This window comes from Vibrio sp. Scap24, assembly GCF_013394185.1.
In the GTDB taxonomy this organism is placed as follows: Bacteria; Pseudomonadota; Gammaproteobacteria; order Enterobacterales; family Vibrionaceae; genus Vibrio; species Vibrio pomeroyi.
Genome location: NZ_CP041333.1, coordinates 1,608,192 through 1,630,330 on the forward strand (window position 1 = coordinate 1,608,192; position 22,139 = coordinate 1,630,330).

General features: G+C 44.4%; 19 protein-coding genes and 1 pseudogene. 14 read left to right on the plus strand and 6 right to left on the minus strand.

The genetic code is table 11. The features are described from left to right. Positions 1–100 precede the first annotated feature (100 nt). Together FLM53_RS22505 and FLM53_RS22510 are read left to right on the plus strand one after the other, a co-directional pair. On the plus strand, positions 101–1,354 hold the full coding sequence (locus FLM53_RS22505; protein WP_176679329.1) for an acyl-homoserine-lactone synthase: 1,254 nt from the start codon (positions 101–103) through the stop codon (positions 1,352–1,354). After that, positions 1,347–3,998, plus strand: a complete 2,652-nt coding sequence (locus FLM53_RS22510) for a hybrid sensor histidine kinase/response regulator (protein WP_176679328.1) — start codon at positions 1,347–1,349, stop codon at positions 3,996–3,998. The genes FLM53_RS22505 and FLM53_RS22510 overlap by 8 nt, the downstream gene beginning before the upstream one ends. 106 nt (positions 3,999–4,104) lie before the next feature. On the opposite strand, the gene FLM53_RS22515 is transcribed toward FLM53_RS22510, so the two are convergent. Continuing rightward, complete coding sequence (locus FLM53_RS22515) at positions 4,105–5,247, minus strand: serine hydrolase (RefSeq protein WP_256099313.1); 1,143 nt, start codon at positions 5,245–5,247, stop codon at positions 4,105–4,107. Positions 5,248–5,510: 263 nt separating this feature from the next. Between FLM53_RS22515 and FLM53_RS22520 the strand changes: the two genes are divergently transcribed. Further along, positions 5,511–6,419: a LysR family transcriptional regulator gene (locus FLM53_RS22520; RefSeq protein ID WP_176679327.1), complete on the plus strand. Its 909-nt coding sequence runs from the start codon at positions 5,511–5,513 to the stop codon at positions 6,417–6,419. 145 nt (positions 6,420–6,564) lie between these two features. Here the strand turns inward: FLM53_RS22520 and FLM53_RS24100 are convergent, their stop codons facing one another. Next, positions 6,565–6,840 carry a hypothetical protein gene (locus tag FLM53_RS24100; RefSeq protein WP_243653156.1) on the minus strand — a complete coding sequence of 92 codons (276 nt, stop codon included), beginning with the start codon at positions 6,838–6,840 and terminating at the stop codon, positions 6,565–6,567. 441 nt (positions 6,841–7,281) lie between these two features. Continuing rightward, positions 7,282–7,617, minus strand: a pseudogene (locus tag FLM53_RS24105) (DUF1254 domain-containing protein); the annotation flags it as partial. Between the two features lie 128 nt (positions 7,618–7,745). Here FLM53_RS24105 and FLM53_RS22530 point away from each other — a divergent pair. Further along, the gene (locus tag FLM53_RS22530; RefSeq protein ID WP_176679325.1) at positions 7,746–8,663 is read left to right on the plus strand and encodes a LysR family transcriptional regulator; all 918 of its coding nucleotides are present in this window, start codon (positions 7,746–7,748) and stop codon (positions 8,661–8,663) included. Between the two features lie 36 nt (positions 8,664–8,699). Here FLM53_RS22530 and FLM53_RS22535 read toward each other — a convergent pair whose 3' ends face one another. Next, positions 8,700–9,626 carry a LysR family transcriptional regulator gene (locus FLM53_RS22535; protein WP_176679324.1) on the minus strand — a complete coding sequence of 309 codons (927 nt, stop codon included), beginning with the start codon at positions 9,624–9,626 and terminating at the stop codon, positions 8,700–8,702. A gap of 129 nt (positions 9,627–9,755) precedes the next feature. Here FLM53_RS22535 and FLM53_RS22540 point away from each other — a divergent pair, with 129 nt between their 5' ends. Continuing rightward, positions 9,756–10,544: a hypothetical protein gene (locus tag FLM53_RS22540; protein WP_176679323.1), complete on the plus strand. Its 789-nt coding sequence runs from the start codon at positions 9,756–9,758 to the stop codon at positions 10,542–10,544. Positions 10,545–10,649: 105 nt separating this feature from the next. After that, entirely contained in the window at positions 10,650–12,161 is a 1,512-nt protein-coding gene (locus FLM53_RS22545; RefSeq protein ID WP_176679322.1) for a DUF1214 domain-containing protein, read from the plus strand. 149 nt (positions 12,162–12,310) lie between these two features. Here FLM53_RS22545 and FLM53_RS22550 read toward each other — a convergent pair whose 3' ends face one another. Then, a complete protein-coding gene (locus tag FLM53_RS22550; RefSeq protein ID WP_102307642.1) occupies positions 12,311–12,949 on the minus strand; it encodes an RpiB/LacA/LacB family sugar-phosphate isomerase in 639 nt (212 codons plus the stop codon). 53 nt (positions 12,950–13,002) lie between these two features. Continuing rightward, positions 13,003–13,764 (minus strand): 2-dehydro-3-deoxy-D-gluconate 5-dehydrogenase KduD, encoded by a 762-nt coding sequence (gene kduD / locus FLM53_RS22555; protein ID WP_176679321.1) that lies wholly within the window; start codon positions 13,762–13,764, stop codon positions 13,003–13,005. A 318-nt stretch (positions 13,765–14,082) separates the two neighbouring features. Here kduD and FLM53_RS22560 point away from each other — a divergent pair, with 318 nt between their 5' ends. The 8 genes from FLM53_RS22560 to FLM53_RS22595 all read left to right on the plus strand — a co-directional run bounded on the left by FLM53_RS22560 (position 14,083) and on the right by FLM53_RS22595 (position 21,720). Continuing rightward, a complete protein-coding gene (locus FLM53_RS22560; RefSeq protein ID WP_176679320.1) occupies positions 14,083–15,414 on the plus strand; it encodes an MFS transporter in 1,332 nt (443 codons plus the stop codon). A 143-nt stretch (positions 15,415–15,557) separates the two neighbouring features. Continuing rightward, entirely contained in the window at positions 15,558–16,439 is an 882-nt protein-coding gene (locus FLM53_RS22565) for a DMT family transporter (RefSeq protein WP_176679319.1), read from the plus strand. Between the two features lie 196 nt (positions 16,440–16,635). After that, the gene (locus FLM53_RS22570; protein ID WP_176679318.1) at positions 16,636–16,875 is read left to right on the plus strand and encodes a hypothetical protein; all 240 of its coding nucleotides are present in this window, start codon (positions 16,636–16,638) and stop codon (positions 16,873–16,875) included. Between the two features lie 225 nt (positions 16,876–17,100). Beyond that, entirely contained in the window at positions 17,101–18,000 is a 900-nt protein-coding gene (locus FLM53_RS22575; protein WP_176679317.1) for a LysR family transcriptional regulator, read from the plus strand. A 160-nt stretch (positions 18,001–18,160) separates the two neighbouring features. Then, on the plus strand, positions 18,161–18,469 hold the full coding sequence (locus tag FLM53_RS22580; protein WP_176679316.1) for a DUF3302 domain-containing protein: 309 nt from the start codon (positions 18,161–18,163) through the stop codon (positions 18,467–18,469). After that, positions 18,469–19,587, plus strand: coding sequence for an HlyD family secretion protein (locus FLM53_RS22585; protein WP_176679315.1), 1,119 nt, complete (start codon positions 18,469–18,471; stop codon positions 19,585–19,587). The genes FLM53_RS22580 and FLM53_RS22585 overlap by 1 nt, the downstream gene beginning before the upstream one ends. A 59-nt stretch (positions 19,588–19,646) precedes the next feature. Next, the gene (locus tag FLM53_RS22590) at positions 19,647–20,708 is read left to right on the plus strand and encodes an HlyD family secretion protein (protein ID WP_176679314.1); all 1,062 of its coding nucleotides are present in this window, start codon (positions 19,647–19,649) and stop codon (positions 20,706–20,708) included. Between the two features lie 10 nt (positions 20,709–20,718). Next, on the plus strand, positions 20,719–21,720 hold the full coding sequence (locus FLM53_RS22595; RefSeq protein WP_176679313.1) for a hypothetical protein: 1,002 nt from the start codon (positions 20,719–20,721) through the stop codon (positions 21,718–21,720). The last annotated feature ends 419 nt before the right edge of the window (positions 21,721–22,139 follow it).

Sequence of the window (22,139 nt, forward strand, 5' to 3'; positions counted from 1 at the left end):
AAGGTAACTTTATATCAAATAACTTAATAACAATTCGTGTCTGGTTAACGAGTGCAAATCCAATAAAAATAATTATATAAACCTAGGCTAGGTTAACACCATGGAATTAACGTCGTCTTTAGTCTCACTGTTGGCTAGCAGTCTGGCTATCGAAAAGAAACAACACGCGCTTATCGAGCTCGTGATCAACACTTATCAGCCACAAGATCGCACTGCGCTTTTCCAAACCGTCACAGACTACCGTAGACGACTGTTGGAATCGTTCTTCCCAGAACATCAACACAAAAGCCTCTCCGTTTTATTTGAATTGATGGACTATCGCGATCTCATTCAACGCTATCCAAGCAGCTTATCGACCGAGATGGCATTGTTAGAGGAAGCGGCAGGTCAGTGTTACATGCATTGGTTAGACTTTTGGTGCGAATGCGAAATTGCCGCCATCAAGGCCAAGTCGTCGCTCGATAGTCGTTCACCCTCTGGTATCGTTCTGCCGATTAAAGACAGCGCTTATTACAGTGCGATCATCGATCAAATAGAAGATGATCAACTTGTGGTACAAACACCCAGTCACCCACAAGGAATGCCTATCAGTGATGCCATCGCTTTAAGCAACCTTGAGGTTTTCATCAAGGGTGAAAAATGGTTTGAGATGCTGCCTTTATTACACCTGTCACAAACGGGTAAGCACTTTATCCTGCTCAAACACCCAGACGATGAAGCCTTCCCGACATTAGTTTCTTCCGCCTTGATTCAAGATTGGTCAAAAAATGAAACCTGGCTAAGCTACGCGCCGCCGTTCAGCAATGATCACTGGCAATACTGCTTACCAAATCATGGTTACGATTCGCTTTCAGGCTTACAGCTATTCACGCCACCAATATTGTCAAAATGTGATTCTCTGCCAAAATTCGATAATCAGTTTCAGTTACAACTATCCGAAACTCGAGCCATATGTGAAGTTCTGCGCTTAACCGTCAGTGGAAATACCCAACAAAAACTCTACTTCCTCTATCTCGCTCAAAAAGAGCTGATGAGCGTCTTACATCAAGTTGGCTACAAAATTGGCTTCACCATCATTGAACAACCTTTCATGCTTCAGTTTTATCAAGCTATTGACCCAAAAGCGTATTTCCATTCGGGATATTGCGAATTGAACGATGACGGCACCACCATTTACCGTGGCTTTTGGAATTTCGAATTGATGGTCAACGTATTTAATGACACCGATTTTAAAGGCTACAAACGCGCCGTGCGTAACAGCAGAAAGCTTAGCTCAGCAGAAAAATTAAGCTCTGTTCAACAGCCAGATCCTCTGCAACAGCCAAGCTCGGTAAATAAGGACGAACATGTTTGATTTCGGCTTAGAAGCCATCATCCACGCCAAAGCCATAACGCTTCTTGCGACGGTTGCTGTGGTCGTGATGTGGTTACTCTACTATTGCTACCGTCTGAAACTAAAGAGCGAAGCAATCGCAGGTACACACCACGTTGCCTACATCGCCTACTCGGTCTGTATTGTTGCTTGGATCAGCAGTAATGCTTACTTCCATACCGACTTATTGCCAGAGCTTGGGCCATCAGCAGCTGTGTTTGCAGCCAAATTTGCCAACCTCGCCTCTTTCTTTGCGTTTGCCTTCGCGTATTACTTCTCGTGTCAGCTTGCCGCCGAGCAACGCAACGGTAAGGTGCACCTATGGCAACAAGCGATTTTCGTCACCCTAACCGTCTACTCCTTGTTTATTAATTTAAGTCCGGGCTTAACCGTTGAAGACGTTATCATTGTTGGCCCAAGTCAGTTCGTGATTGAATTTGGCCCGCACACTTCGTACTTCTTCATCGGCATGATCAGCTTTGTGGTACTGACACTGGGTAACCTAGTGGCAATGCGCGCCAACAGTAGCAAGCTTACGCTGACCAAAACCAGCTACATGATTGCAGGTATCTTGGTGTTCATGTTGTCCACAGCAACGATCCACCTAGGTATGACTTACTTCTTGCGTGATTTCTCACTGACTTGGCTACCACCCGCCTTATCGATTAGTGAGATGTTGTTCGTTGGGTATGCTCTGCTGACTTCTCGTTTCTACAGCGTGAAATACCTCGCGTACATGAGCCTAAACGCCCTGTTGGTGTGCGCGATTTTAGTGATACCGTTTGGTGCGATATTCATCCCGCTGACCGAAGATAATCAATGGCTAATCGCCATTCCAATCTGCGCGCTGATAGGCATTACTTGGCATGTGCTCTACAAACGAGTGAGCCGTTATGCCTCCTTCTTTGTCTACGGGAACAAGAAAACGCCAGTACAGCAAATCCTTGCTCTAGAAGAAGATTTCAAGCTATCAATTGATGATGCAATGCGTCGTTTGGGTAGCCTACTGCAAATCCCAGAAGATAAACTGCGCCTTGTTAACAGCAACTACAACGAGACTTTCTACGAAGACTACTTGTCGACCAACAAGTCTGTTTTGGTCTTCGACGAACTGTCTGAAGAGCTCGATTACACTGCGCCAGCAAAACGTTCGATCAAGGCGCTCTATGAGAAGATGAGTTCGAATAACACGGCGTTAGTGATGCCTCTGTTTGGTCAAGGAAAATCGGTCACGCACTTGTTGGTGTCATCACACAAGAGTAACGATCAGATGTTCTCTAACGAAGAGATCTCCGCACTACAAACCTTGTTAACTCGTGTGCAAAGTACCATCGAAGCGGATAGGCGCATTCGCCAAAGTCGAGCTCTAGCTAACTCCATCGCCCATGAGATGCGTAACCCGCTTGCTCAAGTGCAACTGCATTTCGAAGTACTCAAACAGCACATCGATAACCAAGCGCCAGCGAAACAGATCCTACTTGATATCGAGAACGGACAAGCTGCGATCCAACGTGGTCGACAACTGATTGATATCATCTTGCGTGAAGTCAGTGATAGCTCACCTGAGCATGGCCCTGTCACTATGACCTCAATCCACAAGGCAGTGGATCAAGCGGTCAGTCATTATGGTTTTGAGAACGAAAAAATCATTGAGCGAATTCGCCTACCACAACACGCTGATTTTGTAGCAAAGCTGAACGAGACCTTATTTAACTTCGTTATCTTTAACCTGATTCGTAACGCAATCTATTACTTTGATTCGTATCCAGACAGCCAAATCGAAATCAGCACCAAAACTGGCTCTTACGAGAACGTGCTTGTTTTCAGAGATACAGGTCCAGGGATTGATGAGACCATCGCCCATAAGATCTTCGATGACTTTTTCTCTTACCAAAAGAGTGGCGGTAGCGGCTTAGGTTTAGGTTATTGCCAACGTGTTATGCGTTCATTTGGTGGCAGAGTCGAGTGCAAATCCAAGCTTGGTGAGTTTACAGAATTCCACCTGTATTTCCCTGTTGTGCCGAATGCGCCAAAAGCCGATGACCTGCGCACGCCTTACTTCAACGATTGGAAACACAACCAACCGACAGAAGATCAAGCCGAAGCAGAAGTGCAGCCAGAGGCCCCAGCGCCAAGTGCTGATAACGCTCCTGAGTCAGCACCTGAAACTGCACCCAAAACTGAGCCAGAAAAGACACAAACAACAAATCCACCAGCATCAAACCATCTCGCGCCAACCGTGCTTATAGTGGATGACAAAGAAGTACAACGCACACTTGTTCAGATGTACTTGAGCAGGCTCGGCGTAAACAGCTTACAAGCCAAGAACGGTGAGAATGCGGTTGAACTGTTTAGGACTCATCAAGTTGATTTGATCTTGATGGATGTACAGATGCCAGTCATGAACGGCTTTGACGCAAGCCAGATCATCAAGGCACGCTCACCTAATACACCAATCATTGCTCTGTCTGGCGAATCGGGACAACGCGAACTCGATATGATCAGCAAGTTAATGGATGGTCGCCTAGAAAAGCCAACGTCATTGGATGCGCTGCAACATGTACTCGACAACTGGTTGAAGCAAGGCAAAACATCCAACGCTTCTAAGCAAACAGAAAACGAGTAGCGACTCGCTGATTTACCGTTAACTGTCAGCCATTGGCAATAAGATAAACGCAAAAAGTCCCCTCAAGAACCTATCTTGAGGGGACTTTTAATTTAGGCATGTACCGCTATAACGACTTAGCTAACGACTCAAAAGCTTCCACTCTCACTTTTGACTCTTCACGCGCTGCATTCGAAGCGCTCTCTGCTGAAGAGAAAGTTGCGATGACGACATTCTTGTCTTGGTTGATATACAAGAACTGACCAAACACCCCACGGTATGTCGCAATGTTTTTGTCTGAGTCATGTACCCAAAGGAAGTTTTTGTAACCCTCTAAGTGTGCATCAAAAACTTGAGCCTCAGTATCTTTGTAGACACTGTTCATCATGTGTCGATTTTCTTCTGGCGTGATATTGAAGCTGTCTTTGACCCACTTTTCAGAGAAGACTTGCTGGCCGTTGTATTCGCCATTGTTGACCATCGCCAGCCCAACACGTGCAAAATCTCTTAGCGTAGTATTGAAACCGCCAGTTGCGACTGGGTTGTAGTTCATGTCCGTCATGAAGAAGGCATCATGCTCCGTACCAAGCTTGTTCCAGATGTTGTCAGCAATAAATTGGTCAAGCGTTTGACCGGAAACGCGCGCGACAACCCAGCCAATAACATCAACGTTCGGGCTGTGGTATTCAAACTTATCGTTCACCTTTAAATCTTCATTCTGTTCAAACATCGCAGAGAAGCTCAGCAAGTCACGAGGCTTATCTGTCTTTGTTGGATCCAATGCCAGCAAGTCATACGCTGGAATAAACCCTAATCGGCGGAAGTATTCGAAATGCACATCACCCGGTGCCATGTTGACGTAGTCTTCGCTGTAATCAATCGCAGAGGTCATGTTCAGTAAAGTTCGTAAAGTCTGCTCACCAAAGTGTGTTCCTTTAAGCTCTTCGATGTATGTGCTGAGCTTTTTCTCAACATCAACCTTACCTTGCTCAACCAACAAACCTAAAGCTTGCCCAACCAAAGATTTGGTACTTGAAGCCCACAGGTGGTGATCTCTTGCTGTGAAGTCACCAAAGTACTCTTCATGCAGTATCTTTCCATCTTGAATAATAATGTAACCATCAGTGTGATCATTAATCATCGCATCACGAAAAGTCAGCTCTTCTCCGGCATAAGTAAATTTGTGCTGAGCGACTTCCGCATTCAATGCTTGTGGGATCTCGTTGATTGCACCATCTCTAGAAACCATAACCGTTGGATGGATTCCCATGTTCTGGAAAGCCCATTTATTGAATGGCGCATGCGTCCAGTTCTCCAGTGTGACTTGCTAATTCGCTTTTGCTGGCACTGTAGACATAGGCTTGATATCCGCCATTGCGGTTGTCGAAAATAAGCCCGCAGTGACCAATGAAATAATCGACTTTCTCATCTGAAATCTCCGTTAACAATCTTGTGTGTACGGATGTAGAGTACTTTGCTAATTTCAAACATATAAATCCAAAATGTACGCCTAAACAGTACAAAGGTATTCAGATGATGATTTCGAATGAACAGGTGGCATGCTTCACCAGTGTCTATGAGCTTCAAAGCTACAGTGCTGCCAGTAAAAGATTAAATAAGGCGCGCTCTACGGTGCGAGAGAGAATCAATGCATTGGAAGATTTGATGGGCATGGAGTTGTTTTCTATCGAAGGGAAAAAGGCGGTCGCAACGGACATTGCTCATCGTCTGTATCCAAGAGCACGGTTACTGGCGAGACAATCGTTAGAGTTCGAAAACATAGCCTTATCTGCCTACAAAGGCGAGCTCAACAACATCACTGTTTATCACGATAGCTCGATCCCTTGTCAGCTATTACTTAGCATTGAGTCTTCGATCAAGGCTCTTCACCCTCACATGCTGATCAACTGGCTACAGCGAGACAGAAACCACTGTTTACAGCAGATAGAGGACGGAGATGCATTGTTTGCCATTATGCCTGGAATGGGCAACTTACACCCGAGCGCGGGTATCGGCAATATCAACCTCGGATCTTTTCAGTTGAGCCTGTTCACTTCCGTTCACTCTAGCATTCCAAACCGAACGATTTCGATTGCTGAACTGGCCACCTTTCGTCAATTAATCACTGAGAATGACATTGCAAACGAGCTTAGGCACACCAAGATCAGTAGCGAGTTTGAAGTGGTCACATCACAAAGCCTGCTCATCGAAAAGTTAAAGCAAGATGGATGGGTTGTGTGTCCTCGAGAGAACCTAGCCCTATACATAAAAAGTGGTGAGGTACGTGAAATCGAGCTCCAAGAAGCGCCAAATATGATTCAGCAAGATTGCATTATGTTTTACAACCTATCCTCTAAAGCGTCGGAGCAAGAATCTCAAATCATCGAAGTAGCCGCGAAAGTGATTAAGAATCAAGTACTCCGTAACAAACCATCTTTCTGATGAAAGCCAATATTCGAACTGCCATTTCATGAACGTTCTAGCAAAAAAACGCCCTCAAGAAGCCAGTCTTGAAGGCGTTTTAATTTGAATCAAATCAGCCTAAAGATAATAATCTAAATAGAGAGTCACCTAAATAAAGGGCAATCTAAAGCTCTTTAATCTCAATCTGACGTAGCGTTTCCATGTACTCCAAAGTTTCATTCACATCGACTGGCTCGTATAAACGCAACACTCCCGCCCAACCTTCAGACACTTCAAAATCATAAGCTTCACCTGAGCCACAGTTGAATGTCACTGACACAGTACCATCACCGTTATCACGCATAGACTCACCCGACGCATAAAAATGCTCAGAATCAATCCAACCGTCTGCACCATAGGTTGTCAAAGAGTAATAACCACCACGCCCTTCAAAGTCCAAGTTTGGTGTTGGAATCGTCCATTCTTGGCAGGTCGTTTTGCCTTGTCCAGGAACACGCTCTAAATACTGTGCAGTGTCTGCTGGTAGTCCGGCATAACCAAATGCCGTCACGTATTTAAAGTGGTGATCTTCTACGTCATCCAAAGTCGCACCAAATCCTTTCAATCCTTCAATAGGCGCGCCATGTTTCATCACGTTATTGATCAGTTTTAATCGGTAGTTTTCAACGTCACTTGGGTTGTAGCCTTTGCCTTGATAAGGCTTGTTAGAGTTCGCTTTGATAGACAGTAGACTCTGACGACGCTTGGTATCTTCGATTGATTCAGCGATACGTGTTCTTGCTAGTACATGAACATGAGTACCCATCGTTAGATCATCGGCGGTCAGATTGAGCGTTTCACCACGGCGAACCACTTTATGAACAAGGTGGTTTTCGTCCATGATATGAATAATTTGGAAGTAGTCATTGTCCTCGTCCGGCACATGGAATGTCGCACCTTCTGATACATCCACAACCATGGTTGAGTAAACGACATCGCGATTAGAGCGAATCACCGTTTGTGCGTCTTTAGATACAGGGTCAGCGTGCAGCCAATGGTTTACACCGACTTTGTTTTGCAGGCCAAGGAAGTTCCAGTCAGACTCCGCTTCAGGGTAGTTATCCCAATTAACACCGCCGATAGCCGCGTGGTCATAAACCTCTGAACTGCTATTGTCTGCAGCCGTTGCGCCGAATGCGGTTAACGCCAAGAACGTCACTAACGTCGTTTTCTTCATAATGGTTTCTCATGTTTGTTTCGATGAGCTCAGTATGTAGATGCTGCGTGATATGCTCCAATTGATTATATGAAATCAAGATATACAATATAGGTATATCTTAACCATTTCGATGATGGAGTCCCGCGATGATGAGTAACCGGTTTAAACAACTAGATCTCAATTTACTTAAAGTATTGAAGGTGTTGATTGAGGTGAAAAATACCCGCAAGGCTTCAGAGTTGCTGTTTACCAGCCAACCTTCAATCAGTCGCTCACTACAAAAACTTCGTGATTACTTTGGCGATGAGCTGTTCATACGCTCCCAACATGGCCTAGAACCGACCGCCAAGTTGCTTGAAATTAAGCAGACTTTATTACCCGTGTTATCGCAGTTAGAACAAGTGCTTGAACCAGAATCTGAATTTGACGTTGCTCAGTTTGATGGCACAGTGAACATCGCGATTAACGGATTTATTGCCAACAGCATCTCAGCAAAGCTAACTCAGATATTGTTAGCACAGGCACCACAGGTAAAAGTGAATATTGTAGATTGGGGAACCCATACGTTAGATTTACTCACCTCAGGCGAGGTTGATTTAGGGGTCAATTATTACCCACTAGAACTATCTAAACAGGTTTACCAAAAACGTGTCGCAAGTGATGATTTTGTATTGGTATGTCGCACAGGACACCCGCTTGCCAACACATTATTGAAAAGTGACCAGCAAGAACCTTTGCAATTAGCGAGCTTGGTCGTCAGTGATTGGAACGACAATATTGCTTTAGCACCGAACGTGTTAGCCGATGTCGGCATCAAGACTGAGGTCAAAATACGTTCGACTTACTTACACAGCTTATTGTCTATAGTGAAGCAGAGCGACGTGTTATTCCCATGCTCAAAACTACTGGCCAATTCGCTTTCAGATGAATTTTCCTTTGTGCAGTTTCCTCACATGCCCAACATGCCAAATGGCGATATTGGCATGACTATCGGGCGTAAACATCGCAATCAACCGAAAATGCGCTGGTTAGAATCGTGTATCGAAGACGTATTCAGAGGTTAGTTACTGCAGCTCTGAAAGTGTAAAACAAAGCTAGCCTTACTGATGATTAGCCTCTGCCATTGCCGTTTCAATCAAATCCAACAGCCATTTGTATTTGGCTGAGTGCTGGTTTTTCTTATGAAGATAAGCGAATACCTCCATCTCCTCGGTTCCCTCTTCCAGTCCCTCAATCACGATTGAGCGTAATACCCCTTTGTGTTGTTCAATCACCGGAGGCATGCAAGGGGCGATAATATTGGAATGCTTGATCGTTTCGATTAACCCGACAATAGAAGTCGTTCGCAGTGCCATGTTAATTGTCTTACCTTGGCTCAACACTTCCTCTTCCAACCGTGAATGTTTGTTTTGGTCGAAATAAGCGAGGTCAACGTGAGCAAATGGAAACGACAACAAATCATCAATCGTCGCGATGGACGCCTTGAAAGGATGATCTTCTCTTACTGCCAATACAAACTTTAAGTTCACGAGAGGGACGGCAATGATCTCAGCAGGCAAATTCTTAGCTTCGAAATGAATGACAAAATCAATCTCGTCACTCTTAAGCCTTTCTAAAGAGTTTTGGGAACTCGTATGGCTGATCAATCTTGAAAGTGGACTTTCTACTGATAGCTGATGAAACAGAGCCGGAGTCAACCAAGGCAGAACATGAGGATTCGCCTCAATCTTAAAATCTTCACTGAGGTCCGCGGGATTAAACTGTTTTCCTTCTTCTATCGCCGTAACCAATCCGTCCAATAGCGGGAAAACGCGTTGATAAAGGTCGTCCGAATAAGGCGTCGGTAAAAACTGCTGATGAGACAGCACAAACAATTCTTCACCTAAGGATTCCTTAAGCTTCTTGATGCTTTGGCTAACCGCTGGTGTCGAGACAAACAACCTCTCAGCCGCTTTTCTCAAGCTCTTCTCCTGATACACCACCACAAACACTTTCAATAAGTTCAGATCGACATTGTTCAGTTTCATGAGACACCATAAAGCATTGCTTAACGAATGGTTAAGTTTATATGAATTAACTTAACAAAGTCCACTTTGTATAGTTATCCCACCTTCACGAAGTACACGGATGTAGTGAGATAACTCTATGAGGCAGCTATGTTATTACAACGTTCGATCCTTTCTCTAACCCCTCTTCTGTTAGCTAGCGGTGCTATCGCTGAAGAAACAGAAGTTCAAGATATGTCAGACCCATTAGCGGTCTACACACAAGCAGGCTTCGGCTACACCGACAAAGGCTTAAACCTAAAAGTCGGACAAACCTACGACACTGGCAATGATACCACCATGGGCATGAATGTGTTCGAAATCAAAGGTATCGCTGGTGAGGCGATTGGTTGGAACGGTCGAGGTGCAGACGACAGTATTGATTCCTTCCGCTTTAGAAACTTCGGTGTAGACCTAACTAATGGCCGAGGCTCGCAAGTTGATATGTCTTGGGACTTCGATAACAACCAAGGCAGCGCGTCTTACAGCTTTATTCAAGCTTTACCACAAATGGGCATGTTTAACTTTTACCCACTCGCTGGTGTCGGTATCGCAGCAGGTGAAGAATTGGTTGAAGGCACTGGAGGCGATCTCGATGCCGATCAACTTCGCGACCGCTACAACATGCACGGTACTTTCTACGTCGCAGGTATGTACGCCAAGATGCAACTGACTGACAAGATTTGGCTGAACTATAACCCAATGTATTTAGGCACAATGTCGGGGTCTTCAACGTTCAAAGATTTTGGCTTTGAGGGCAGTGACTCCGTACTCGCGCATGAATTTGCAGCAAGCTATCAGATCACTCCAAGAGCCAACGTTCGTTATTTCGCAAACTGGACTGAAAACACCAGTATCGAAGACGGTGATCACCGCATCGAATTTAACTATCAGTTTTAACAAATCAGTTCTAACCAATCAGTTTTAGCAAAGCCGTTTTAACTGAGCGTTTCTAACGAACGGTTTCAATTTCTAAGAACAGTTTCTAATTTTTGAGGACACAACATGAACATTTTATCTAAAGCGATAGCCGGTACTTTCACCTGCCCACTGCGATCGACAGCGATGCTCGTTTCTGTAACGGCTTTGTTTTCTGCAACAGCGATTGCTGGGAACGATAACCCAACAGAAACCCTTCAAACACGTGCGGGAGACTTCACCTTCGAAACCGACTTTCTTCATGGTATTCCAACACAAGAAAGTTCAGCGAAGTTGTTTGAACTGATGGACTATCAACGTGCGTCACAAGCTTACATTTGGTCGGTTCCTTTGGTTTCAAACTACGCATGGAAACAAGCTTATGCCGACATGGGTGCAGAGGACGGTCAAATTACTTATGTTGAGTCCCATGAATCTAAGCTAGGAGGTTTAACTTACAACACCTCTACGCCTTACGCGATAACTTGGTTTAACGTAGAAAAAGAGCCAGTCGTTATAGAAATTCCCACAGATGAACTGCGCGGTGCAGTACACACTATGTGGCAGATCGGAATTTCTCAGATGACCGAACCGGGCGTCTACGTGGTAAAAGCCAAAGGAGCAGAAACACCAACTAACCTGCCAAAAGGCGCTAAGGTTTTTGAGTCTGATACCAACTACGTTTTCTTCGGCGTTCGTTTAATGGCAAATTCAGACACACAACGTATGAAAGACTTAGAGGCTCTCAAAATTACCGACCTCAACGGTAAGCCGCTGAGCAATAACGGCGTAAACTTCCCTGAGCGCGGTGAAGATGCCAAACACCCAAGAGGCATGGCATTTTGGAATACGTTGAATGAAGCGATTCAAGCAGAACCAGTAGCAGAGCGTGATCGCATGATGCACGACATGCTACGCCCACTGGGTATTGAGAAAGACAAAGCATTTGCCCCATCGGCCCAGCAGCGTGAGATTTTAGAGCAAGCTGTCGTGATGGGAGAAGCGATGGTTAAGAACATCGACTTCAACAAAACAGAACGCTTGCCACACGCGGCTTACGGTAAAGAAGGCAACTTTTGGGAGGTCGCAACGGCTTCCACACCGAACCAAGATCGTTACTACGGTATGGATCTCGATGGTCGCGCAGCATGGTTCTATGAAGCTGTGACGAATGACGTTGCAATGCACGGTTTTGAGAATGGCGGTTGGGGCCAGATCTATCTAGACAACTACCGTGATGACAGCGGTAAAGGGCTTAATGGCAGTAACCACTACACTCTGACTCTGGATGGTGATGTAAACTTCGCCGATTTGTTCTGGACAATCACTGTTTATAACGTTGAGAACCGCGCCATTATCGACAACGACATTGAGCGTGCCGATGTAGGTTCAAACATCGAAGGTACGGTCAAAGACGCACAAGGTAATTACACCTTCCACTTCTCGCCAACTAAGCCAGCAGGTGTGAATGAAGCTAACTGGGTGCAAACTCGAGAAGACGAAAACTGGTTTGTTTACTTCCGCGCATACTCACCAAGTAAAGCGTTTGTCGCGCAGCAGCCAGAAACCTTGTTGCCTAACTTCAAGCGTGTGAACTGATCATCTAGAGCGAGTCATATATGACCTGTTCACGCCAACAATAACTAATCAGGCTCACAGAGCAAAACAAAAAGAGGAGCCTCAAGGCTCCTCTTTTCTATTTTGTAGCTTCTATCTTCACCTAGCAGCCAAATAAGCTCTTAATAGAATTAATCTAAAAGTGAGCGAACATAATCCGCAATGTCTGGATTTTGGCAATGATCAAAGAAGCATTGTTGGAAACGCTCACTGCCAACCGCTGTTTTCACGAGATCTTGGTCGATTGCTCTTAGCGAATCAATAAAGTTGTCTTTTACCACCGCCGCTTTCACTTCATTCAAAATCGCTGCGTTACGCTGTTGTGGTTCTGCGCGCTCTAACGGGTAACCTTGGCCACGTTCACCTGTGAAAGCTTTTTCGAATATATAACGGATATTCAGCTCACCAGCCCAGCCAAAGCCTTTAGCAAAAGCAAGAGCGATAGCATTGCCGTTGTTGATTTGATTAAACAAGAACGCATCTGATGGCTCTAGGCAGTAACCACAAACCACACCCGGATGCAGGTTCAGTGACATCAAAGCCCCTTGACCTGTACCGCAACCTGTCACAACAAAGTCCACAGCCTTTGAGTTGATCAGAATGCTCGCCATGATACCGAGATGAATATACGTTAAGTGGTGATCGTTCTCGTCTGTCATGCCTAAATTGAAAACATCGTGACCAATGCCACCTGCCACTGACTCTAGCTCAGCTGCAACCATGGCATTTTTACCTGCCTGACTGTTTTCCATCATTAAAGCGATTTTCATTTATCTTCTCCTGCAAGATTGCTGCAAACTCAAAATTTAGAATAAATAACCAATTAGCGTGCTAACCAACCACCGTCAACAGCAATGGTGTAGCCGTTAATGTAATCCGATGCTGATGATGCTAAGAACACACAAGGGCCTGCGATGTCTTGCGGTTTCCCCCAACGTTCAGCCGGAATGCGCTCAAGGATCGCTTGATTGCGCACGGCATCTTCACGTAGAGCTTGAGTATTGTTCGTTTCCATATAGCCGGGTGCTATCGCATTCACATTGATATTGTCGCGCGCCCATTCGTTCGCCATCGCACGTGTCACTCCCATCACAGCACTTTTTGAAGCCGTATAAGAAGGAACTCGAATGCCTCCTTGGAATGAAAGCATCGACGCAATGTTAATGATCTTTCCGCCAGTGCCTTGAGTCTTAAACTGCTTTGCAACCGCCTGAGACATAAAGAACACAGTCTTGGTGTTCACATTCATTACGTCATCCCAATCTTGCTCTGAGAACTCAATAGCATCTTGGCGACGAATAATTCCGGCATTGTTCACGAGGATGTCGACTTGACCAAACTCAGCCAAAGTGCGCTCTATAACCCCGGGAATGCACGCTTGATCGAGAAGGTCAGCACGAACGTTTAGGAACGTATGGCCTGCTGCATTCATTTTCTCAATAGTCTCTTCAGGTTCCGTACGGTTAACACCGACAACTTTGCAACCTGCTTCTGCTAGGCCTAATGCAATACCCTGCCCAAGCCCTGTGTTACAGCCCGTCACTATCGCTACTTTCCCTTCCAGACTGAATGACTCTAAGATCATGCTCGCTTCCTCAATTACATTGGATTCATTGCGTATCGTTATTACCAATAATTAAATCATACAATAAGATGTAAATGCGAGAGCGACGTTTTAGAAGTTCGATCTTGAACCAAAATCCGTCTTACAAGTTGAAACGAGCACAACAAAATGAATGGATGAGATAATGATATGAAGAGGAGTAAATCTGTAACCGCAGAGGAATAGAGAGCCCGAAGATTCTCTAAATCAGATAATTTTGGATTACGGCAACAATTCCATGATTTATAAGGTAAAAAGGTTTATACATAATAATGTGTTATTTAAAGTGCTGAAATTATCATGACGCTCAAAGAAATCCTGAAAATTCCCAATGTCCGCTACTTCTTGATGTTCAGAAGCAGCTACTTTGCGCGTTTTTATTACCCTATTTTCACCCTACTCTATTTAGATTACGGCTTAACCCTTTCTCAGTTTGCCATGCTCAACGTAGTTTGGGCGGCGACCATCGTGCTTGCAGAAGTCCCATCAGGGGCGTTCGCCGATACCTTAGGGCGTAAAAAGCTTGTGGTGTTGTCTTCGATTGTCATGTTCATTGAGATAGCGATGATCGCGCTCGTGCCGACCGGAGACGCTAACTTGGTGTTCATGGTCTTCTTGGTCAATAGGATACTCAGCGGGCTAGCGATGGCATTAGCAAGCGGTGCTGATGAGGCACTGGCTTACGACACCTTAAAAGAACAAGGTAATGAAGAGTTGTGGCCGCGAGTATTACAAATACAGCTCCGTATCGCCTCTAGTGTCGGTATCTTTGTCACCTTGATTGGTGCTGCGATGTACGATGTGAACTTCATGGCGAACATCTTTCATGCTCTTGGACTAGCCGAGCCAGAAAGCACCAAAGACCTGATGCGTATTCCTGTATTTGCTACGCTATTGGTCGCGTTGCTCGCGATTTATGCCGCAGTAAACATGCGTGAAGCAAAGAAGGTGATGCCAAGCGATCAAAGCAAACTAGCAACGACTATCGCCAGCCTCAAGTTAACGGCTGATACAAGTAAGTGGGTACTTGCTACGCCTTACGTGCTATTCATCTTGCTCTATTACAGCCTGTTCGAACACACTTCACGCATGTTCTTAACCATGAACAGCCAATACTATCTCGCTATCGATATTCCTATTATCTATTTCGGTTTTATTGGCGCGGGAATCAGTTTGCTAAAAATCATTTTAGCGGGACAAAGCCGCAGGTTGGCAGAAAGTATCGAGCCAAAAACCTTTATTATTGTCATGGGCTTAGCAAGTATCGCGACCTACTATTGGATCAGTTTAGGGTGGTCAATTTATGGAGTGATTCCAGCTCTGGTACTTATCTTTATCATCATGACGATGAACATTTTCATCAGTTATCACCTGAACAAAAAGACCGAGTCACACAACCGAGCCACGGTTCTTAGTTTCAAAGGTTTGATGTTTAACCTCGGATACGGACTGATCGGTATTTTGTATGCTTACTACTACAAATTGGTCTCAAATAATTACACCGAGCAAGAAATAGAACAGAACCTCGCCTTCTTAGCATCGCTGTCTTCGTTCTGCTATTACTTCGCCTTATTGTTCGCTTTGATTAGCGCGCTGTTCTATTTCAAAAACAAGAAACAGCCGATCTTCTGAAGAAAGCATCGAACTGTTGAAGAGATCTTTACTGCCGAATTAAGAATAAAGGTGAGCCTGTGGCTATAAACAGATCATGACACTTCTTATCATGTGATTTTTTGTTAGTATCACCATCAAATTACATCACACATGGAAGCGTCATGTCTTTTAGTTGGATCGCCTTTACCCTGCTTGCTGCCTTCAGCCAATCTTGGCGCAATGCCTTTCAAAGCAAGCTAGCCGGCACAATGAGTGTGGCAGGCGTGACACTGGCTCGTTTTATTTGGGCAGGGCCAATTGCACTTCTCTACCTCTACGCTTTATATCAATGGCAGCCAGTGTCAGCGCCTAATTTTTCCGGTGAGTTTGTTTTCTACATAGTCGCTGCGGCAATCATGCAGATCCTTGCGACCGGCTTGATGGTGATGCTGTTTAAGCTAGAAAACTATGCGATTGGTGCTGGGCTTGCCAAGTGTGAGGCTCCGGTTTCGGCAGTGCTTTCGGTACTCTTCTTTGGTACGGCATTAACCGTAACAGGCTGGATAGGCGTGTTAATTGGTACCTTGGGTGTGCTCATCATGAGTAGCGCTTCCGGCTGGCGAAGCCTCTCTCCTAAAGTCTTTTTGTTGGGCATGGCATGTAGCACCGCCTTTGCCTTGACCTCGCTTTGGGTACGTGAAGCGAGCCTAAGTATTGGACTCCCTTTCCCTCATAGCGCTGCTTGGGTGCTGTTTCTGGTGATTACCCTTCAGACATTCATCATCTGTACTTACCTCTTCTTCAAAGAACGCGACACATTACGCCAGATATTCAAGAAGTCGAGACTGGTTGTGATGACAAGCCTAGCCAGTGTGATTGGCTCTCTTGGTTGGTTTAGCGCGATGTCACTTCAAGCCGTGCCATATGTGAAAACACTGGGACAAATTGAAGTGGTCTTTATGGTGCTGATTTCTTACTTCTGGTTGGGACAAAGCATCGCTCGCAAAGACATTCTTGCGTTAATCTTGCTTTCAATCGCCGCAGTCTTGGTGATGTGGCAATAGTTTGACCAACACTACCGAGGTGAGTCCTGGCAAACAAACGTAAGTGAACCGCCCTTTATCCATACTCATGATAAATACATCACGACATCATATAAGTTTTATGATGGCGTAAAATGATAAGAACCACCTTCACATAATTTTTATAGTGCCCGTATCAGCTATTTGTAATTACCTTTACTCAATAGGATACAGCCAAATGAAAACACTCACTCAAATCGTACTAGCAACAATCGTATTTACAACCTCACTAATGGCATTCGCTGAACCGACGACCACCAACGAAGCTCCATCAGAAACGCCGACCATAACGGTAAAACATGAAGCAATGACAGTGACGCTAACAGATAAACATTTTGTGCCTGCAGATGAAGCTGAATCCGCCGAGGCTCAGAAGCTAACGCAAAATACCGACTCAAAGCCACAACCAACAATATAGTGTGAGCACCAGTAAAGACTGGTCACAGATTTACTCATCATCGAGAACGTTCACATCGACTTAGGTGTGGACGACATCGTTGAGAACGCAACAACAATCAAGCAGTTCAGCGCTACCGTTAATTTATGGTCAGGAAATCGATAAGCATAGCTCTGAAGGCTAGAATTAAGCCAAGATTCAACCATAATCTAATTATTGTTAACGTTAGCTTAAATGGTTTATGTCATGGATCTTAATCTTCTCAAAACTCTCGATGCGGTAATGAAGGCACGAAGTGTTAACGTTGCGGCGGAAGCATTGGGCATTTCAGCTCCGGCAGTAAGCCAATCCCTTAATCGATTGAGGGAGCAATACAACGACCCTTTATTTATACGAGAAGGACGCGGGATTGCGCCAACAAACTTTGCCATTGAGTTGCACGCGGAAGTACAAGAGCCTTTGAATTTACTCTTGAATGGTTCTAAGTCACGCCAACATTTTGATCCCAAGAATAGTCGCCGCACCTTTCGAATATCCAGCCACAAAGACATCGACATATTAGTCGTTCCTACATTAACCAAATATCGAAACGAACATGCTCCCAATACCAATATCGAAGCCGACATTGAACACCTTGATGAGCAATCTCGACAAGCCGATTTAAGACAACGCAAAGTCGATGTGATCTTGTCTACCGTTCCCCTAGAAGAACACGGTTATGACAACGTGAAGCTGTTTGAACAGCGCCTTGTCGTGGTACTCAATGCAAGTCACCCTCGCATTCAAGGCAACATAACGATGGAACAGTTTTTTGCCGAAGAACACATCATTTGGCAAACACAAAGAATGAATGACTACACACTCAACTCGGTCAGTAATGTTCCACTGCCCGTGCGTAAAGTCGCTTACACGACAAGTTCCGCGCTCACTGGGTTGGTATTAGCCAGCCAAACTGATTGGCTATGTGTCACCGCGAGTTCCATTGCAGACAAAGTGTCAAAAAGCGATAAATATCAGATCATGGAATTACCCTTCTCAACTGAGCCCGTTCCCATTTATATGACTTGGCATCATTCTCAACGCAACGACAACGGTCATAAATGGTTTCGCGATGCTCTAATTACGTCGACTCAATCTATCAACTAAACAATACCCTCCCCTTCAATTAAGCCAAAGCGTACTTTCGATTAAGCAATACTTAAATGTCATTTAACCTTTACCCTATCGATTGGGTAAGGGTTCGCTTTTATGCTTTCTGATACTGCTGAAATTAATGGTCGATTTCATCCGTAATGGAGAGAGCCTTATGAACCTTACTTTAGATTACTTATCTTTGGGTATTCTGATCCTCGTACTACTGATCTTAGTGTACGGCCTGATTGTGATTCACGATATTCCTTATGAGATTGCTGTAAAACGCAATCACCCTCATCAAGATGCCATCCACGTAGCCGGTTGGATCAGCCTATTTTTCTTACACGTCATGTGGCCGCTGCTCTGGGTTTGGGCGATGTTGAGTGAACCATTGAGAACGACGAATGCAGAACAATCAAAGCTCAATGAGCTCGAACAACGTATCAATGCGCTGCAAGCAAAAAGCGAGGGGGAACAGTAATGGAAACCTTGATCATCCTAAGCTATATCGCACTGTGTGTGATTGTATTTCGAGTCTTAAAGCTGCCTAAAAACAAATGGACAATTACCACCGCAACTGTCATTGGCGCCTTCTTAGTCGGTTGGATATTTTTATACATGGCGATGTACCAGCCAGTAGCAAGAGTGGCCGGTGTGTATAGTGTGACTACCCCAATCACCTCAGAAGTTTCAGGTGAAGTCACCGACGTTTTTGTAAAAGGCAATGTTGCTTTGAAGAAAGGCGATCCTCTGTACCAAATCGACCCAACGCCATTTCAAGCAACAGTAGACAGAGCCAAAGCAGAAATCACCGCGGCAAGCGCCACCATTGATGAATTGCTTCTGTCTAAACAAGACATCCGCGAATCCATCAACAAAACGCAGGCTCAACTTGTCTTCAATGAAAAGGAATTAAGCCGTTTTAATGAGTTGGCAAAGAGCGATTTTGCTTCTCAAACAAAAGTAGACAAATTTACTGACTCGATTGCAGAACTCAAAGCCGTTCAGGCACAAAATCACATTCAATTAGACGTGGCTGATTCAAAGATTGCACAACAATTGGCCGCAAAAAATGTTTACCTATCTGAGCTCGATAAAGCTCAGTTCGACCTCAATAAAACATTGGTTGTCGCACCGACAGATGGCTACGTTACACAGGTGGCATTACGCCCTGGCATGAAAAGCCGTGTCGTCCCTTTCCAAGGAAACTTAACCTTTGTGCATGACGAATCTAAAACCATTGTCGCGGCATTCAAACAAAACCCAGCGCGTTATATCAAACCCGGGTACGAAGCAGAAGTGACTTTCAAAACCATTCCCGGCCATGCTTACCGAGCAAAAGTCGTCGATGTAATGGACATCTTTAAACAAGGTGCCGTCACGCCATCGGGCAATCTGAATGACCCAATTGAGAGAGTCGGTGGCCGCGTGTTAGTGAAAGTCGAACTTGTTCAACCAGAGTTATTGGATGGTCAGCCTATCCCTGCAGGCACAGACGCGCATGTCGCTGTGTATTCACCGAAGTGGGAAATGTTCTCTATCGTACGTAAAGTGATTCTACGTATGCAAAGTTGGCAAAACTGGGTTTTTGAAGGTTAGAAATAACCTATAAAAAAGTATTTATCAAAAATAACATTTAACTTAACAGAGAAAACAAAATGAACTTGCAACACATCACCAACAAAGTAGGAAAGAGCGTATTCGTCGCGCTCGTATTGTTTGGTGTAAGCATGGTGTTTAGTGATATTAACGCGCCATTCACGACTAACGCCTATCTAAAAAAAGACATCATCTCAGTAACAACAGGAGCAGAAGGCAACGTTAGTGAGATCTTTGTGAAAAACGGCGACTACATCAAGAAAGGCGCCCCAATTTTTGCCATTGATGAGCACGATTTGGTTGAAAATAAAGACATCGCTTACGCCAATATGGTGGTTATTCAGCAGCATCTGACTCGCTTAAAAATCGAAATAAAACAAGCAACACAACAGGTGGATCAGCAACAAGAAATTGTTGATAACGCACGAACGCATTATCAACGCTTCAAGGCACTACTTACCAAAGGAACCATCAGCCAAGAGATGTTTGATGATGCGCATTTAGCTTATTTAGACGCTGAAAAAGAACTTAAAAAGGACAAACTGGAGCTAGACTCCAAAACGGTTCAATTGGGAGAAGAAGGTGAAAATGGCGGGCTAATGTTAGCGCAAGCTCTACTCAATAGAGCGGATAGAAAGATCTCAAAAGCGATCACGTTTGCTTCGGTTTCAGGCTGGGTCACGAACTTACAACTTAATGTTGGTGAGTTTATTAATAACCGCAACCCTCAAGTGGCTATCACGTTAGATCACAATGCCAACCTAGTGGCGAACTTCAATGAAAAGGCACTAGGGCGACTAGAAGGTGCAACCGTCATGATCGTATTTGATGCCCTACCCGGTGAGATATTTACTGGAACAATCAAATCCAAAGACTCCGCAGTGCAAGTGAACCAGCGCAACGATAATGATATGGGCAAAGAAGCATTTGTGCAGCGTGATGAGCGTTGGATAAGAAAAAGCCAACAAGTAAGAACAATAATTGAAGTTGAAGACTTACCCGCTGAACTCATATCAGGATCTAAAGCCACTACGATGATCAAGCCGGAAGGCTCCGGATTTTGGAGCTTGTTCTCTGTCACCGTGATGAAGTTCATCTCCCTATTTCGCTACATCTATTAGATCTTGAACCATGAATATACGCCCAGTTCTTCGAGCTAGCCTATTTTTTACCGTCGCCATCGTAATTGCAGAGTTATTAAACATGCAGCAAGTCGTGCTGTGTGTTTTCCTAGGGCCTGCAATCATCAGTGGTCACAAATTTAGCCTTAGAGTGTCAGTCATTTTCCTGATGCGAATCTTAGCTTTTGTGGTGGTAGGCATGTTGGTTGGGGAGATGTTTTATAACAACCAGATGTTTGCAGTCATGTTGAGTGCCTCATTATTCTGGTGCTTGATGACTGGCATAAAATACCCATCAAAAATCATGGCCTATACGTCACCCGTTTTTCTGTATTGTTACGCCTTTATCAATACAACCAGTGGCTTAATCGTCGAAAATACAATTCTAGAGTTACTACAAGGGGTCTCATTTATGATTCCGCTCGGGTGGCTCTGCTTTAAACTGTTTCCGTCTGACAACGAGCTTCCCAAAACAAAAAGCACAGCCAAGGAACCTACGATTTCAGAACTGCATAAACTGCTGATAGTTGTCCTGATAACGTGCGCTTTAGTCACATTTCTGACCATGGATATTGGTGGTGCTATTTTTTGTCTTTCCGTCGTAATCAATGCCGCGCTACGAAGCAGTATTAAGCAAGGTAAATTGGTCGTTCAATCCATTATCCCAGTGCAAATTACAGGCTGTTTAATGGCACTACTATTCCACCTTTTACTGCTTGGTCATCCAAACAACATTACGCTCTTTGCCTTACTATTGTTTCTATTGACTAGCGTGGTTCACTACTTTTCATTCCATAAAGAGTTGCGACACAAAGATATCCCAAACTTCGAAGTGGGTTTTATGTCTGCGGTATTAGTCCCTGTGACCCTCTATACTCAATCAAATGGTTTCCATGTAGAGCCTTTTGTTGAACGAATGTTTGATATGGCATGTATTTGGGCGGTCTTAAATGTCATCGTGTACTTCGTGCTACGACATAAACGTAAGAATCATCCGGTATCCACTAATTAACCTCGATTCACTTCGCCATTAGTTATTGTGTTACTCATGGCGTGATTGGCTACGCTCGACATCTAACAAAACAGGGCTTCAGGATTAATGGCAATATCTCACAGTACTAAGTTACTATTGTTATTCTAAAATCGAAAGCTCATCCCCACCAGCTTAATGCAATAACTCCATTTTAAACGATAAATCGAAAGCTTCGATCTCTTCATTACTATTCCGATTATCAATATCGACCATTTCATTCAGTTTTTTAGTCCGTGTAACATGTTGTTTTATTGAAAATAATTGAACACATGCTGATCGTATTCAATCTAAATTTATCGCCATCCTCCCCCAATACATGCAAATGCAAACCCTTTTTTTTCACGCAATAATCTTCTACAAATCCACTTTTGCACCAGTGCAATTATGAAGCGTAATTC